Origin of the sequence: Stenotrophomonas sp. SAM-B (genome assembly GCF_013387485.1) — a bacterium.
Lineage (GTDB): Bacteria > Pseudomonadota > Gammaproteobacteria > Xanthomonadales > Xanthomonadaceae > Stenotrophomonas > Stenotrophomonas maltophilia_AA.
The window spans coordinates 83,952-100,400 of sequence record NZ_JABBXB010000009.1 but is presented as its reverse complement, the minus strand read 5'-3'; the positions used below and the strand labels follow the sequence as shown (position 1 = coordinate 100,400).

General features: G+C 68.8%; 11 protein-coding genes and 1 pseudogene. 8 read left to right on the top strand and 4 right to left on the bottom strand.

Annotation, left to right across the window (positions count from 1 at the left end; genetic code table 11):
* Positions 1-110 (top strand): annotated as a pseudogene (locus HH110_RS16200) (IS110 family transposase); the annotation flags it as partial.
* A gap of 131 nt (positions 111-241) precedes the next feature.
* On the opposite strand, the gene HH110_RS16195 reads toward HH110_RS16200, so the two are convergent.
* Both HH110_RS16195 and gshB read right to left on the bottom strand, forming a co-directional pair.
* A complete protein-coding gene (locus HH110_RS16195) occupies positions 242-1,129 on the bottom strand; it encodes an energy transducer TonB (protein ID WP_176990624.1) in 888 nt (295 codons plus the stop codon).
* A complete protein-coding gene (gshB, locus tag HH110_RS16190; protein WP_123730425.1) occupies positions 1,126-2,076 on the bottom strand; it encodes a glutathione synthase in 951 nt (316 codons plus the stop codon). The genes HH110_RS16195 and gshB overlap by 4 nt, the downstream gene beginning before the upstream one ends.
* Before the next feature lie 246 nt (positions 2,077-2,322).
* On the opposite strand from gshB, the gene pilG reads away from it, so the two are divergent.
* From pilG to HH110_RS16155, 7 genes are all read left to right on the top strand, one after another.
* Entirely contained in the window at positions 2,323-2,724 is a 402-nt protein-coding gene (gene pilG, locus HH110_RS16185; protein WP_121039045.1) for a twitching motility response regulator PilG, read from the top strand.
* Positions 2,725-2,742: 18 nt separating this feature from the next.
* Positions 2,743-3,105 (top strand): PleD family two-component system response regulator, encoded by a 363-nt coding sequence (locus tag HH110_RS16180; protein ID WP_123730426.1) that lies wholly within the window; start codon positions 2,743-2,745, stop codon positions 3,103-3,105.
* Complete coding sequence (locus tag HH110_RS16175; protein WP_176990623.1) at positions 3,105-3,635, top strand: chemotaxis protein CheW; 531 nt, start codon at positions 3,105-3,107, stop codon at positions 3,633-3,635. The genes HH110_RS16180 and HH110_RS16175 overlap by 1 nt, the downstream gene beginning before the upstream one ends.
* A gap of 43 nt (positions 3,636-3,678) precedes the next feature.
* Positions 3,679-5,715: a methyl-accepting chemotaxis protein gene (locus tag HH110_RS16170; protein WP_176990622.1), complete on the top strand. Its 2,037-nt coding sequence runs from the start codon at positions 3,679-3,681 to the stop codon at positions 5,713-5,715.
* Positions 5,716-5,809: 94 nt separating this feature from the next.
* A complete protein-coding gene (locus tag HH110_RS16165; RefSeq protein WP_176990621.1) occupies positions 5,810-12,439 on the top strand; it encodes an Hpt domain-containing protein in 6,630 nt (2,209 codons plus the stop codon).
* Positions 12,405-13,745: a chemotaxis protein CheB gene (locus tag HH110_RS16160; RefSeq protein WP_176990620.1), complete on the top strand. Its 1,341-nt coding sequence runs from the start codon at positions 12,405-12,407 to the stop codon at positions 13,743-13,745. The genes HH110_RS16165 and HH110_RS16160 overlap by 35 nt, the downstream gene beginning before the upstream one ends.
* A gap of 29 nt (positions 13,746-13,774) precedes the next feature.
* Positions 13,775-14,248 (top strand): chemotaxis protein CheW, encoded by a 474-nt coding sequence (locus HH110_RS16155; RefSeq protein WP_176990619.1) that lies wholly within the window; start codon positions 13,775-13,777, stop codon positions 14,246-14,248.
* Between the two features lie 74 nt (positions 14,249-14,322).
* Here the strand turns inward: HH110_RS16155 and HH110_RS16150 are convergent, their stop codons facing one another.
* Both HH110_RS16150 and bioA read right to left on the bottom strand, forming a co-directional pair.
* On the bottom strand, positions 14,323-15,057 hold the full coding sequence (locus tag HH110_RS16150; protein ID WP_176990618.1) for a 16S rRNA (uracil(1498)-N(3))-methyltransferase: 735 nt from the start codon (positions 15,055-15,057) through the stop codon (positions 14,323-14,325).
* Positions 15,048-16,439 carry an adenosylmethionine--8-amino-7-oxononanoate transaminase gene (gene bioA / locus HH110_RS16145; protein ID WP_176990617.1) on the bottom strand — a complete coding sequence of 464 codons (1,392 nt, stop codon included), beginning with the start codon at positions 16,437-16,439 and terminating at the stop codon, positions 15,048-15,050. Before bioA ends, HH110_RS16150 begins: the two co-directional genes overlap by 10 nt.
* Positions 16,440-16,449 lie beyond the last annotated feature (10 nt).

Here is a 16,449-nt window from a genome sequence, read left to right as displayed (position 1 = left end):
AAGCCAAAGGCAAGGCGAGCAAGGTGGCGCTGGTAGCGGTCATGCGCAAGATGCTGGTCATCCTCAACGCCCGCAAGCGGGACGCCGAGGCCGCGTTGGTCTGCACCTGATAAGACAGTTGCTACCTGCACATTACGTATCGGGACCTGCGCCCTGCGTATCGGGCTGCGCCTTTCGTATCGGGGGTAGAGCCACGCCATGCGTGGCTGCGCTCTGCGCTTGATCCGGGCCCTGCGCCCGATCAGCGGTCGTCGCGCAGCTCACCACCCGGCAGGAACACCCAGGTGCGGGTCACCTGCAGGATGTCGATCGCATCCTCGGTCTTGGGCAGCGGCGGGAACGGCTGGGCCAGGGTGATCACCCGCAGCGCGGTTTCATCCAGCAACGGCGTGCCGCTGGACTGCAGGATGCGCGCGCTTTCCACCGTGCCATCGCGGCGCACACCGACCGTGATCACGACCTGGCCGCCGAGCCGGCGGGCGCGGGCTTCATCGGGGTAATTCAGATTGCCGACCCGCTCGGCGCGGTCGACCCATGCGCGCAGATAGTTGGCGTAGGCATATTCGCGGGTGCTGGCCGAGACGAACTTGCGGTTCGGGCGCTTGGCGTACTGCGCCGAGCGCAGATGTACTTCGGCCGCCAGCCGCGCCATCTCCACGTCACGCTGCTCGCGCGCGGTCATCGGTGCGTCCGGGCGGGGCTGCTCAGGCAGCGGCTGTGGCTGCGCCTCGGCGATGGTGTCGGTGCCATTGCGGCTGTTGACCACGCGGGTCTGCGGCGGCGGCACGCTGGCTGCCTCCTGGCGCTGCTGCGGCACCGGCGACAGCCCGGCCTGTGCCTGGGGCACGATCCCGGCCTGGTTGTCGCGCGGGCGCTGCGCCTTGTCGTGGTCGCCACCGCCCTGCTGGTTGGCCTGGGCCAGGAAATCGGCCTGCTTGGGCGTCAGCGGGGTCTGGGTCTGGCTGAAGATCACGTCCAGGGTCGGCACCAGCGGCGCGCTGTCGCTGACCGCGAAACCGACGCCGAGGATCAGCAGCGCATGCACGAGCACCGACAGCGTCAGGGTCGCGCCCAGCCGCTGGGATTCGCGCGCCTGCCACGTCGGCACCGGGACGACGCTGGCGCTCATCGCGGCAGGCCGGCCTCGATCGCGTCGAACAGGGTGCCGGCGATGTTCAGCCCGAACTGGGCATCCAGCTCGCGCACGCAGGTGGGGCTGGTGACGTTGACTTCGGTGAGGTAGTCGCCGATCACGTCCAGGCCGACGAAGCGCATGCCGCGGCGCTTCATTTCCGGCCCGACCTGGGCGGCGATCCAGCGGTCGCGCTCGCTCAGCGGGCGGCCTTCGCCGCGGCCGCCGGCGGCCAGGTTGCCGCGGAACTCATCGCCCTGCGGAATCCGTGCCAGGCAATAGTCGACCGGCTCGCCATCGACCAGCAGGATGCGCTTGTCGCCGGCGGTGATGTCCGGGATGAACTTCTGCGCCAGGGCCAGCGTGCGCTCGCCGTCGGTCAGGGTTTCCAGGATCACGTTGAGGTTGGGGTCGCCGGTGCCGCTGCGGAAGATCGACCGCCCGCCCATGCCGTCCAGCGGCTTGAGCACGGCCTGGCCGTGTTCGAGCACGAAGGCCTTCAGGTCGGCGTTGCGGCGGCTGACCAGGGTCGGCGGGCAGCACTGCGGGAACAGCAGGGCGGCCAGCTTCTCGTTGTAGTCGCGCAGGCCCTGCGGGTCGTTGACCACCATCGCACCGGCCTGCTGGGCGACGCTGAGCACGTGGGTGTCGTAGATGAATTCGGCATCGACCGGCGGGTCCTTGCGCATCAGCACGACCTGGCCGGGGCCGAAGACCGTCTGGCTGAACTCGCCCAGGGTGAACCAGTCGTTCTTGTCCTCGCGCACCTGCAGCGGGGCGGTGCGGGCGATGGCCTGGCCGTCGCGCAGGGCCAGCCCGCCGGGGCTGACGTAGTGCAGGGCATGGCCGCGGCGCTGGGCTTCCAGCAGCATCGCGAAGGTGGTGTCCTTGGCAATCTTGATATGGGCGATGGGGTCCATCACCACGATGACATTCAACGGCATGGTCGCAACCTGGCGGGCAGGCCGATGATGGTAGCGACTATGGCCCGGCAATGCCCGCCCCGGGGGCCGGAACGCAGTGTCCGGCCGGCCCGGGTTTGCGCAAACGGCGCGGGGCGGGCGCCGCCCGGGCCGCTGGCGGCGGGGCCGCGGTGGGTCTGCTTGAAGCGCGCGCCGGTATTGGGATATAGATACGCTTTCGCAGCGACGCCGGGGATCTGGCAAGCGTCGCGCGCTTGGGGAAAGGTAATGACTGAATACATGGCTGCGGGTGGGGAACTCGCAGGGCTGCGCGTGATGGTCATCGATGATTCGAAGACCATCCGCAGGACTGCGGAAACCCTGCTGAAGCGGGAAGGCTGCGAGGTGGTGACCGCGACCGATGGTTTCGAGGCCTTGGCCAAGATCGCCGACCAACAGCCGCAGATCATCTTCGTGGACATCATGATGCCGCGGCTGGACGGGTATCAGACCTGTGCGCTGATCAAGGGCAACCAGCTGTTCAAGTCGACGCCGGTGATCATGCTGTCGTCCAAGGACGGCCTGTTCGACAAGGCGCGCGGCCGCATCGTCGGCTCGGAGCAGTACCTGACCAAGCCATTCACGCGTGAAGAACTGCTGGGTGCCATCCGCACATACGTCAACGCCTGACCAGGGGGGAAAGGCACAATGGCTCGAATCGTACTGATCGAGGATTCACCGACCGACCGTGCGGTGTTCACGCAGTGGTTGACCAAGGCCGGTCATGAAGTCCTGGAAGCGGACAACGCCGAGGACGGGCTCAAGCTCGTGCGCGAGCAGTCGCCGCAGCTGGTACTGATGGACGTGGTCCTGCCGGGCATGAGTGGCTTCCAGGCCACCCGTGCGATGGCGCGCGACGCGGCCATCAAGCACATCCCGGTGGTCATCGTCAGCACCAAGGCGATGGAAACCGACAAGGCGTGGGGGCTGCGCCAGGGGGCGGCCGACTACATCGTCAAGCCGCCGCGCGAGGAGGAACTGATCGCGCGGATCAACCAGTTGGTGGTCTGATGCGCTCTCCTTTCGACATCCTCCAGGCTTACGAACGGCGCAGCCTGGCCCATGCCGTGCAGCTGCCCGAGCGGCAGTTTTCGCAGGACCTGTGGCGCGGCGTCGGCTACCGGGTCGGCAAGCGCCGGCTGGTCTCGGACTTCCGCGAGGTGGTGGAAATCGTGCCGATGCCGCCGATCACCCCGGTGCCCGGCGCACAGCCGTGGCTGCTGGGCGTCGGCAACCTGCGCGGCAACCTGTTCCCGGTGGTGGACCTGAAGTTCTTCCTGGAAGGCGAGCGCACCGTGCAGCAGGAGGGCCAGCGCGTGCTGATCATGCGCCAGGCCGGCGGCGACGTGGCGCTGACCATCGATGAACTGTTCGGCCAGCGCAGCTTCGCGCTGGACCAGGACATCGTCGCCGGCGATCTGGCCACCGGCCGCTATGCGCATTTCATCGACCGCGCCTTCCACGGCGATGGCCATGACTGGGGCGTGTTCTCGCTGTCGCTGCTGTCGCGTACCCCCGAATTCAGGCAGGCCGCAGCCTGACCGCAGGCGCCTGTCTCTCCGTATTGAAGATCGAGGTTGAACGATGAGTACTGCTTCGGAATCCGCCAAGGCCGGCAAGCTCGGTTCGGTGGGCACCAATTTCTGGCTCGGCCTGCTGGCCGTGTCGATGATCGTGTTCGGCGTGAACACCGGCGTGGCGACCTGGCAGGGCAGTCGCCTGGCCAGTGCCAGCACCGATGCCGCGAACCTGCAGGTGCTCTCGCAGCAGCTGGCCAACCAGGGCCGTGAAGCGGTCTCGGGCAACGCCCAGGCGTTCACCGCGTTCAAGCTGACCAAGAGCGACATCGAAAGCACCGTCAGCGCCCTGCAGGGCCGCTACGGCGCCGAGACGAACGTGTCCGGCCCGCTCAATGCGCTGATCAAGACCTGGGAGCCGCTCGGCAAGAGCGCCGGCCAGTTGGTTGCCAGCGAACCGGCGGTGCTGGCGCTCGCCGGCAATGCCAACAACTTCGTCAACGGCGTGCCCGCACTGCAGGCACAGCTGAACGAAGTGGTCCGTGCGATGTCGGCCAGTGGCGCGCCGTCTTCGCAGCTCTACAACGCCCTGCAGCAGGTCGTGGTGGTCGGCTCGATGGCCCGCCGCGTGACCGAAATGCGCGCCGGTGGCGCCAATGCCGCGGCCGCGGGTGATGCGCTGGCACGCGACTCGGTGGTGTTCACCCAGGTGCTCGATGCGCTGCGCAACGGCAACGAGGAACTGGGCATCGCCGCGGTCCGCAACGGCCCGGCGCTGGCCGCGCTGGAACAGTCGCAGAAGCAGTGGGACACGATGAAGCAGGACGCCGATGCGATCCTGGCCAGCTCGCGCCAGCTGTTCTCGGCGCAGTCTTCGGCCGCGGCCCTGACCGGTGGCTCGGCGGACATGCTCCGCGACAGCAAGAAGCTGTTCGAGGCGTTCTCCTCGTTCGGCTCGCTGCGCGACACCCGCCTGTTCCCGAACTTCTGGCTGGGCGTGGTGTCCGGCGCGTTCTCGCTGATCGCCATCATCGGCTTCGTCGGCAGCACGGTGCGCAGCCGTTCGCGCGAGCAGGAGCTGCGTTACCAGACCCAGGTCGAGTTCAACAGCCGCAACCAGCAGGCCATCATGCGGCTGCTGGATGAAATCAGCTCACTGGGTGAGGGCGACCTGACGGTGAAGGCCTCGGTGACCGAGGACATGACCGGCGCCATCGCCGACGCCATCAACTACGCCGTGGACGAACTGCGCCACCTGGTGACCACGATCAACGACACCTCGGCCAAGGTCGCCGTGTCGACCCAGGAAACCCAGGCCACCGCCATGCAGCTGGCCGAAGCGGCCGGCCACCAGGCCAACCAGATCACCTCCGCGTCGGACCGGATCGGCGAAATCGCCTCGAGCATCGAACAGGTCTCGCGCAACTCGGCCGAGTCGGCCGAGGTGGCGCAGCGCTCGGTGATCATCGCCGCCGAAGGCGCCGGCGTGGTCCGCGAGACGATCCAGGGCATGGACCAGATCCGCGACCAGATCCAGGAAACCTCCAAGCGCATCAAGCGGCTGGGTGAGTCCTCGCAGGAAATCGGCTCGATCGTGGAACTGATCAACGACATTTCCGAGCAGACCAACATCCTGGCGTTGAACGCCGCGGTGCAGGCGGCGTCGGCCGGTGAGGCCGGCCGCGGTTTCGCCGTGGTGGCCGACGAAGTGCAGCGCCTGGCAGAACGCACGTCCGGTGCGACCCGACGGATCGAGAACCTGGTGCAGGCCATTCAGGCCGATACCAATGAAGCGGTCAGCTCGATGGAGCAGACCACCGCCGAAGTGGTCTCCGGTGCGCGCCTGGCCGAAGACGCCGGTACCGCCCTGACCGAAATCGAGCGCGTCTCCAACGCACTGAACAACCTCATCAAGAACATCTCGATCGCTGCCCAGCAGCAGTCGGCCGCGGCATCGGACATCACCCGCACCATGGGCGTGATCCGTCAGATTACCGGCCAGACCTCGCAGGGCGCGGGACAGACCGCCGAGTCGATCGGCCACCTGGCACAGCTGGCGGCCGACCTGCGCCGCTCGGTTGCCGACTTCAAGCTGCCGGCGTGAGCCGCGGGCAGGGCGGAGAGGGAAGGAACAAGCAGATGATGCATCGCGAGAAATCACCGTACGCCATGTGCGCCGAGCTGCCGGGAGACCTGGCATGAGCACGCTGCGCGATGCCATGAGCCACGCCGCGCTGGGCTGGGTCAAGCCGGAGCTGGACGAGACCCTGCGCCAGGTGCGCAACGAGGTCGAGTACTACGTGGAGGACCCTGCCGATGGCAGCCGCATGCGCTTCTGCGCCGGCTACCTGCACCAGGTGCAGGGGACCCTGCGCATGGTCGAGCTGTACGCCCCGGCGATGGTGGCCGAGGAGCTGGAGCAGCTGGCCAACGCGATCGGTGCCGGCGAAGTGCCGGACCGTGACGAAGCCTGCGCCACGCTGATGCGCGGCAGCGTGCTGCTGCCCGATTACCTGGAGCGGCTGCAGAACGGCCATCGGGACATTCCGATCGTGCTGCTGCCGCTGCTCAATGACATCCGTTCGGCGCGCGCCCTGCCGGGCATCAATGAAAGCGTGCTGTTCGCCTTCGCCCCGGACAGCGCCAGCGCTACCGAGGCCGAGCTGGACCATGCGCGCGGCAGCCTGAGCGGGCGCAACCGCGAACTGCTGGACACCGTCGGCAACGCGGTCAAGGAAGAGCTGCTGCGGATCAAGGACGCGCTGGACCTGCACCTGCGTACCGGTGGCGAGCCGGTGCAGCTGCAGACCCAGGTCAACGAGCTGGGCGCGGTCGCCGACACGCTGGGCATGATGGGCCTGGGCGTGGCCCGCGGCGTGGTCGTGCAGCAGCGCGACGCGCTGCGCGAGGTGGTGGACGGGCAGCAGCAGATCGACGAGAGCCTGCTGCTGGACATCGCCGGTGCGCTGCTCTACGTGGATGCCTCGCTGGACGACCAGGTCGCCCACCTGGGCGCCGGCGGCAGTGGCGAAGACGATCCCAGCGCGGTGGAAAACCGGCGCACGGTGGAGGTGCTGGCGCATGAAGCCATCGCCAACTTCGCCGCCGCGCGCGAGCATTTCGTCGCCTTCATCGAAACCAACTGGAACCACCAGGAACTGCAGGAAGTCCCGCGCCTGCTCGGCGAGGTCGCCGGTGCGCTGCGCATGCTCAATCTGTCGGACCCGGCGGATTACCTGCAGGGCGTGCGCCAGTACATCGCGGTGGAACTGCTGGACAAGCAGCGCGTGCCGAGCGGTCGCCAGCTGGACACCCTGGCCGACGCCATGGCCAGCCTGGAGTACTACCTGGAGGCCCTGCGCGAGCGCCGGCCGGGCCGCGAGGAAATCCTCGACATCACCCGCAGCAGCCTGGAAACCCTGCGTTACTGGCCGCTGCCGGACGCGAACCAGCCGAGTGCCGAGACCGGTCCGGAATCGCTGCCGGTGGCGCCGGAACCTATCGAGCTGACGCCGTGGGACGCACCTGCGCCCGAGCCGATCGCGCTTGGCGTGACGGCCGACGTTCCGCGCCCGGCCAACCTGCCGCCGCCGCTGCCGGACTTCACGTTCGATCCGCCGCCGACGGTCGCAGCGCCGGTGGCGCTGGTGTTCGATGCCTCCACCGCCCCCGTCGCCGCCGATGCGCCGCAGTGGACCCTGGCGGGCAGCGACGACGTGGACACGTTGCCGACCTTCGCCCATTTCGATCCGGTCATTGCCGAAGCACCGGCCGGTGCCACCTGGGACGTGTCGCCGCTGGCGTCCGACCCGCAGGCGGGTGTCGCGGGGCAGGACGCTGCGCGCGACGATGCCGCCGTGGCGTCACCGGAACGTGCCGACGTCGACGACGTACGCGCCTCCGAGGCGTTGCCGGCCTTCGTGGCGACAGGCGACGGATTCGATCCGGTCGCCGCCGAGCACGACACCCTGGAGCTGAGCGACGAGCCGATCGAATTCACCTTCGATGAGGATCTGCACAACGCCGACGATGTGCTGTCGCTGCAGATCGACGACACCGATGCGGCCACCGCTGATGGCGGGGATACCGTTGCCTTCGCGCAGGGCGAGGTGGATGTCGAAGCACTGCCGACCTTCCTGCAGGAAATTCCGGTCGCCGCGGCGGAGGACAGCGCCGAAGCACCGCGCAGCACGTTTACGACGGATCTCGACGCTGCCCCCGACGCCGCCGAGACGACGCTGCCGACGCCGGCCGTGCAGGACGCGGTGATCCGACGTATCGAACTGGACGATGCCTCCACCCGGTTCCTGGCCGAACTGGATGCGGCGGCCGCGCAGTTCCGCCCGGAAGGGGCGCCGATCGATACCCCGGTGAACGCCGCTGCGGCGGTTGCCCCGCCGGTTGCCCCGCTCGCCGGAGACACCAGCATCGAAGCCGGCTTCGAGGACGATGGCGAGAACATCGACCAGGACATCCGCGAGGTCTTCATCGAAGAGTTCGACGAGGAACTGGTGAACCTGGGCAATCTGCTCCCGGCCTGGCGCATCGCGCCGGACAACCTGGACCGCCTGCGCCCGATCCGCCGCGTGTTCCACACCCTGAAGGGCAGTGGTCGTCTGGTCGGTGCACGCACGCTGGGTGAGTTCAGCTGGAAGATCGAGGGCATGCTCAACCGCGTGCTCGACGGGAGCCGCCCGGCCTCGCCGGCCGTGGTCGCGCTGGTCGGCCAGGCCTATGACGTGCTGCCGCAGCTCAATGCCGCGCTGCGCGATGGCAGCCGTGTCACCGCCGATCTGCAGGCCATGCAGGGCATCGCCGATCGCGTGTCCGCGGGCGAAGAAACCTTCCATGTGCCGCTGCCGCGCGCTGCCGCGGTCGCTGTGTCGACGCCGGCAGAGGAGGTGGCTGCGACCGACGCTGCGCCGGTTGTCGAGAGCACGCCTGCCAATATCGACAGCGTCCTGCGCGAGATCCTGGAGGCCGAGGTCGAGGTGCACCAGGCGACGCTGCAGGCGTGGCTGGATGCTGCGACCGATGGCCCGCAGGCGGTCACCGATGGCCTGCTGCGCGCCGTGCACACGATGAATGGCGCGTTCGCGATGACCGACGTGCCCGAGATCACGGCCGTCACCGGCGCCGCGGAAAGCTACATCAAGCGCTCGCTGGCCGCCGATGCGCTGCCGGGTGCGGCCGGGATGGCTGCGCTGGCCGACACCTGCGCCGCGATCACCACCACGATGGCGGCGCTGCAGGACGAGGCACCGCGCGTGCCCGTGCAGAACGCCTTGGCTGCCCGCCTGGTCGCCCTGGCGGATACCCTGCCCGAAGCGCGCTGGCCGGCCTTGGTCGAGGACGATCTGGACCTGCTCGACGAAGCGCTGTACGCCGAAGGGGCGGAGGCCGGACAGGCTGACGGATCGGAGCAGGCCGAACAGGCTGACGAAGCCGACGAAGCCGACGAAGCCACCCCGACGGACGATGCTGCGCCCGTCCTGGCCACGGCCGACGATGTCGCCGGGACCGACGTGCAGCAGGCCGAACTCGAGGCCGACGGACTGAGCGTGATCACGCCGGATCATTCGTCCACGCAGGCTGACGACGAGGATGCACTGGTCGCCATGGAGCTGACCGGCACCGATGACCTGTCGGCCTATTTCGACGCCGAACTGCCCGACGCAGTGCGTGCGGGCGCCGCGCCGCAGACGCTGGATGCGGTGACTGACGAGCCCGAGGACGCCGATCTGGCGTCGGTCCATGCGGGTCTGGAGTCGGTCGAGCTGACCTCCGCCGAGGATCTCTCGCGCTACTTCGATCATCTCGCCGAACCCGCTGCACCGGTCGTGTCCGATACCGAAGCCGAAGTCGAAGCCGAAACCGAAGCCGAAGCCGAAGTCGAAGCCGAAGCCGAAGTCCAAGCCGAAGCCGAAGCCGAAGTCCAAGCCGAAGCCGAAGCCCAAGCCGAAGTCCAAGCCGAAGCAACGCGCGAGGCCGAGTTCGCGACTGACGCCAACACCAGCACCAACACCGACACCGTCCGTGAACCGGACAGCGCCTACGCGGTGTCCGTGGATGACGCCGCCAACGACAGCTGGAGCGACACCGGGCAGGACGACGACGAGGACGCACAGGCACTGGACGAAGTCCTGCCGCCTCCACCGGCGTTTGGCGAGGTAGTAGACGCGCAGCAGGCCGTGGACGATGGTCTGACCGTCGTCGATGCGCCGGATGCCTCCGATACCGGCGTACTGGGTCTGGACGCGACCGACGACAACACCGGCGAAGCCGATGCGTTCGCCGAGGCGATCGAGGCCACCGCGCCCGATGCGTCGGCCGCTGATGCCGCCCCGTCCCGTTTCTTCGAGCTGGAAGACGCGCCCGCCGCGTCCCTTACCCAGGTGCCGCCGCACGACGACGCCTCCGCCGGAGATGTCGTCGACAACGACCACGACAACGACGACGCAGCGCCGGGCGACGCGCTCGATTTCACCCAGCTGGACCAGGAACTGGTCGATATCTTCGTGGAGGAAGGCAAGGACCTGCTCGACCACTGCGATGGCCTGATCAGCGAGCTGCGCGCCGCGCCGCAGGACCGCGACGTGATCGCCGGCCTGCAGCGGGATCTGCACACCCTCAAGGGCGGTGCGCGCATGGCCGGGATCAACCCGATCGGCGACCTGGGCCACGGCATCGAGTCGCTGCTGGAGGCCGTTGCGGCCAACCGGACCGATATCGACCGCAGCGACGTGCACCTGCTGGAACGCGGCTTCGATCGCCTGCACCAGCTGCTGACCCGTACCGGCCAGCACCGCACCGTGGCGATGCCCGACGATCTGATCGCGGCGTTCGAGCAGCGCACCCAGGGTCGGGCCGTGCCCGAGCCGGACGAGACCGTGGGCACCGCGCTGCCGTCCGGTGATGCCCAGGTCGAAGCGGCGATTGCCGCGCTCGTGGCGGCGCCGCTGTCGGCACCGGTGCCACTGGAAACCGTCAGCGAAGACGATGGTCTGCCGCGGCCGCAGCAGGAGCAGGTGCGCGTGCGCGCCGATCTGCTCGACCGCCTGGTCAATCACGCCGGTGAAGTGGCGATCTACCGCTCGCGCCTGGAACAGCAGCTCGGTGCCTTCCGCGGCGCCATGGGCGAACTGGACCGCACCAACGCCCGTCTGCGCGATCAGCTGCGACGACTGGACCTGGAAACCGAAGCGCAGATCGTGGCCCGTTACCAGCGCGAGCAGGAACAGGTCGACCACAAATTCGATCCGCTGGAACTGGACCGCTTCTCCACGCTGCAGCAGCTCAGCCGCGCGCTGAACGAGTCCGCGGCTGACTTGGGCGGCCTGCAGGGGGTGCTGGACGATCTGTCGCGCCAGTACGACGTGCTGCTGCAACAGCAGTCGCGCGTCAGTTCGGAACTGCAGGACGGCCTGATGCGCGCGCGCATGGTGCCGTTCGATGGCCTCGTGCCACGCCTGCGCCGGGTCGTGCGCCAGGCCGGCCAGGACACCGGCAAGCAGGTCCACGTCATCCTCGAAGGGACCCACGGCGAACTGGACCGCAACGTGCTCGACCGCATGGTCGCGCCGCTGGAACACATGCTGCGCAACTCGGTGGCGCACGGTCTGGAAACCCCGGAACAGCGTCGTGCCGCCGGCAAGCCGGAGGAGGGCGAAATCGCCATCCGCCTGCGCCGCGAAGGCTCGGAAATCGTGCTGGAAGTGGCCGACGATGGCGCCGGGCTGGACCGCGCAGCGATCCGTCGCCGCGCCGAACAGCGTGGCCTGATCGCCGCCGATGCCGTGCTGGGCGATGCCGAGCTGGATGCGATGATCTTCTCGCCCGGCTTCAGCACCGCCGACCAGGTCAGCCAGCTGGCCGGCCGTGGCGTGGGCATGGACGTGGTGCACAACGAAGTGCGCCAGCTGGGCGGCTCGGTGGACATCCACTCGGTCAGCGGCCAGGGCGTCACCTTCACCCTGCGCCTGCCGCAGACGCTGGCAGTCACCCAGGCGGTGTTCGTGCAGATCGGCGAAACCACCTTCGCGGTACCGGTCGCCTCTGTCAGTGGTATCGGCCGGATCTCGCGCGAGCGCTTTGAAACCGCCAACGGCGGCTACCATTACGGTGGCGAGGAGTTCGCGCTGCACGATCTGGGCACGCTGATCGGCCAGGCCCAGGCCCGCGCCGAAGGCCAGGCCCAGGTGCCGCTGCTGCTGGTCCGCGCCGGCGACCTGCGCGTGGCCGTGGCGATCGACCAGGTGCTGGGCAACCGCGAAATCGTGGTCAAGCCGGTGGGCCTGCAGATCGCCTCGGTGCCGGGCATCTACGGTGCGACCATCACCGGCGATGGCCGCGTGGTGGTGATCCTGGACGTCGCCCCGCTGGTGCGCCGTTACCTGGCCAACCCGCACAAGCCGATCACCGCTGCCGCCAAGGTCAGCGATCGCGATGTGCCGCTGGTGATGGTGGTCGACGATTCGCTGACCATGCGCAAGGTCACCGGCCGCATCCTGGAGCGCCACAACTTCGAGGTGACGGTCGCCCGCGACGGCATCGAAGCGCTGGAGCGGCTGGAGGAGCGCGTGCCGGACCTGATGCTGCTGGATATCGAAATGCCGCGCATGGACGGCTACGAGCTGGCCAGCGTCATGCGCGCCGATCCGCGCTACCAAGGCGTGCCGATCGTGATGATCACCTCGCGCAGCGGCGACAAGCACCGTCAACGGGCCTTCGAACTCGGTGTCCAGCGCTACCTGGGCAAGCCTTACCAGGAACTGGATCTGATGCGTAACGTGTATGACCTGCTGGGGATCGCCCGTGCACGCGAGTGACACCCCTACGTTGTTGTCGGTGGCCCTGCTGGCCCGTCCCGGCCCGGCGCGGGACCGCCTGCGCGAGGCGCTCGCCCATGCGGGCGCGCGGGTAGTGCTGGAGGACGATCCCAATACGCTCGACCTGCAGTCCCTGCGCGATGCCGATCCGGGCGCGGTGCTGATCGCCCTGGAACCGGCGATCGAAGACGCACTGGAACGGCTGGATCCGGTCCTTGGCTCGCCTTCGCTGACCCTGATCTTCGACGAAGCCGAGCTGGCCGCCCGCCGCGACGGCTGGGAAGCGCAGCGCTGGGCGCGGCATCTGGTGGCCAAGCTGCACGGTCACCAGGACGTGCTGCCGCCGGGCTCGGAACAGGATCAGCAACTGCAGCCCGAACCGGGCCTGCCGGTCACCCCGGCGCAGCTGCATGCCGATGCGCCGCTGGAGTTCCATCTGCGCGAAGCGGAGGACGCGGCGTCCGACCTGCCCGCCGATGGCCTGTACCAGGTGCCGGCGGAGCTGAGCGAGCCGGTGTCGCTGGAAGAGGCATTGGCCGCGCTGCAGCCCGTGGACGCCGATCCGGTCGCCTCACCGATTCCACCGATCCCCGCCTCGACGCCGCCGGCTGCGGCTGCCGTGTCGATCGGCGATCACAGCCGCTGGTCGCTGGTCGAGGAGGATGCCGTCGTTGCCACTTCAACGTCGGCCAGCGGGCCGGCGCTGGAGCCGGAACGCTTCGACACCGAGCGCCTGTCACTGGTCGAGCTTGAACCCGAGGCCGGTCCCGACGGTGGCTGTTCCGGCGCGGTGCTGGTGTTGGCCGGTATCGGTGGGCCGGATGCGCTGCGCCGGTTGCTGGCGTCACTGCCTGCGACGCTGACGACCGCGGTCCTGGTGCATATGCGCCTGGACGGTGGCCGTTACGGCAACCTGGTCAAGCAGATGGCTCGCGTTTCCGCGCTGCCGGTGCTGCTGGCCGAGGATGCCCAGGCCGTGGCGGCGGGGCAGGCCTACATCCTGCCCGACGACATCGGCATCGCCGTGCGCCAGGGCAGCCTGCACTTCATCGCTGACCCGGCCGGCATCCAGATCGAGGCACTGCCGGCCCGGCAAAGTGGCGTGGTCCTGCTCAGTGGTGCGGACGCCGCCCAGGTCGATGCGGTTCTTGCCCTGGCGAGCGCCGGTGCGTGGGTCGCAGGCCAGGTGGGTGAAGGCTGCTACGACCCGACCGCCGCCAGTGCCGTGGTGGTCGCCGGACAGGATGCCGGTGAACCGCCGCAGCTCGCTGCCACCATCGCCGAACGCTGGGGCGTGGACGCGTAAGCGCGCCGCGGACCCTTGAAGGAATCTCCATGAGTTACGCCAGCAACGACGAAATCCGCGGTGTCCTGATCCAGGCCGGGCACGAACGCGTGCTGCTGCCCAACGCCACCGTGGCCGAAATGATGTCCAAGGTGCCGGTCGAAACCGTCCCCGATGCACCGGCCTGGCTGGTCGGGCAGATCGCCTGGCACGGCTGGGACGTCCCGCTGCTGTCGTTCGCCCGGTTGTCCGGGCAGGGCGACGAGCCGGTGGTGGCCAACAACAAGGTGGTGGTGCTCAAGGCGCTGGGGGGCAATCCCCGCCGGCCGTACTTCGCCCTGCTGACCCAGACCTTCCCGCAGCTGATCGCGGTTCCGCGCGACGGCCTGTTGGCCGATGCCTCCGAGGACACCCTGCCGCAGGGCGTGCACATGCGCGTGCTGCTGGGCGAGCAGAGCGCGCTGCTGCCCGATCTGGATGCGCTGGAAGCGGCGCTGGACGAAGCCTTCCCCGTCGCGGGGTGAGAAAAAAACAGGGACGGAGGTAGTTAATCGGCACGATTAACTACCTCCGTCCCCGTTTCTGCTCCGTTTCTGCTTCAGCCCAGATCGCCCAATCGGGCCTGCACGGCGGCGATGGCGGCCAGACCTGCGGTCTCGGTGCGCAGCACGCGCGGGCCCAGCTGCAAGCCCTGGAAGCCCGCTGCGGCCAGCGCCTGGCGATCGCGCGGCGACCAACCGCCTTCGGGGCCGATCGCGATCACTACGCCGCCCGGTGCCGCTGACAGGGTGGACAGGCGGTGCTCGCCCTGCGGATCCAGGGTCAACTTCAATGCCCCGGCTGCGACCCCGTTGGCAGCGTCCTGGAGCGATTGCGGCGTGGCCACGCGGGGCACGCGGGCGCGGCCGGATTGGCCGCAGGCCGAGACCACCACGCTGTGCCAGTGCGCCAGGCGCTTCTCGGCGCGGGCCGCATCCAGCTTCACTTCGGTGCGCTCGGCATTGACCGGCACGAAGGCCTGCACGCCCAGCTCCGTGGCCTTCTGCAGGATCAGGTCCATCTTCTCGCCGCGGGCGATGCCCTGCAGCAGGGTGATGTGCAGCGGCGATTCGTTGTCCAGTGCGGTGGCGCTCTCGATGCGCACCTGCGCATCGCGCTTGCCCACAGTCACCAGGGTGGCGCGGTAATCCTGGCCATCGCCGTTGAACAGCACGCAGCCGTCGCCTTCGCGCAGGCGCATCACGCGGACCAGATGGTTGGCGGCGTCCTCGGGCAGCGCCAGGGTCTGGCCGACCGCCAGCGGATGATCGATATGGCTTCGGGTCACGCGCATGCGACGGCCTCGTCGATGGCGGCCAGCGTGGTCAGGGCAAGCAGATCCAAGTGTTCATCCTCCACGCAGTACGGCGGCATCCAATACAGCACATTGCCCAGCGGGCGCAGCACCACCCCGCGCTTGAGCGCGGCCTTGTAGGCGTGCAGCCCGACCCGGGCGTCGGCCGGGAACGGCGTGTGCTTGTCGCCATTGCGGGTGAGTTCGAAGGCCACCACCATCCCGGCCTGGCGCACATCGGCGACGTGCGCGTGGTCGGCGAACGGCGCGGCCAGGGTACGCATCACCTCGGCGGTGCTGCGATTGCGCGCGATCACGTCCTCCCCGGCGAAGATGTCCAGGGTCGCCAGCGCGGCGACACAGGCCAGCGGATTACCGGTGTAGCTGTGCGAATGCAGGAAGGCGCGCTCGCGCGAATCGTCGAGGAAAGCGTCATACAGGGCCTGCGTGGCCAGCACCGCCGACAGCGGCAGGAACCCGCCGGTCAGGCCCTTGGACAGGCACAGCAGGTCCGGCATCACCCCGGCCTGCTCACAGGCGAACATGGTGCCGGTGCGGCCGAAACCGGTGGCGATCTCATCGGCGATCAGGAACGCACCGTTGGCATCGCACAGCTCGCGCGCACGCTGCAGATAGACCGGGTCGTACATGCGCATGCCACCGGCGCACTGCAGGCGCGGCTCCAGGATCACCGCGCAGATCTCGCCCGGGTGCTGGTCGAACAGCGTGGCCAGCGCATCGGCGGCCTGGTGCGCGCGCTGCGCGGGGCTCTGGCCCGGCTCGGCCAGGTAGGCATCGGGCGACGGGGCGAACAGCGCCTCGGTCAGCAACGGCGCATATACGCGTCGGTACAGCGGGATGTCACCGACCGACAGCGCGCCCAGGGTTTCGCCGTGGTAGCCGTTCTCCAGCGCGACGAAGCGGGTGCGGTGGTTCTCGCCGCGGTTGCGGAAGTAGTGGAACGCCATCTTTAGCGCCACCTCGACCCCGGCCGAGCCGTTGTCGGCATAGAAGACCTTGGCCAGCGGATCGCGCCCGGCCTGGCGCGGGGCAATGGCCAGCAGGCGCTCGGCCAGCCGTACCGCCGGCTCGTGGCTGAAGCCGGCCAGCATCACCTGTTCCAGCCGGGTGGCCTGCTCGGCGATGGCCGCACCGATGCGCGGTTGCGCATGGCCGAACAGATTGGTCCACCAACTGCTCACCGCATCCAGGTAGCGATGACCATCGTGGTCGATCAACCACGGGCCTTCGCCGCGGGCGATCGGCAGCAGGGGCAGGGTGTCGGGGTGCTCGCGCATCTGCGTGCACGGGTGCCACAGCACGGCCAGATCGCGTTGCCGCCACTGATCGGCCAGCGTGAGGGGGGCTGGGTCTGCTAGCATTTCGGGCTCA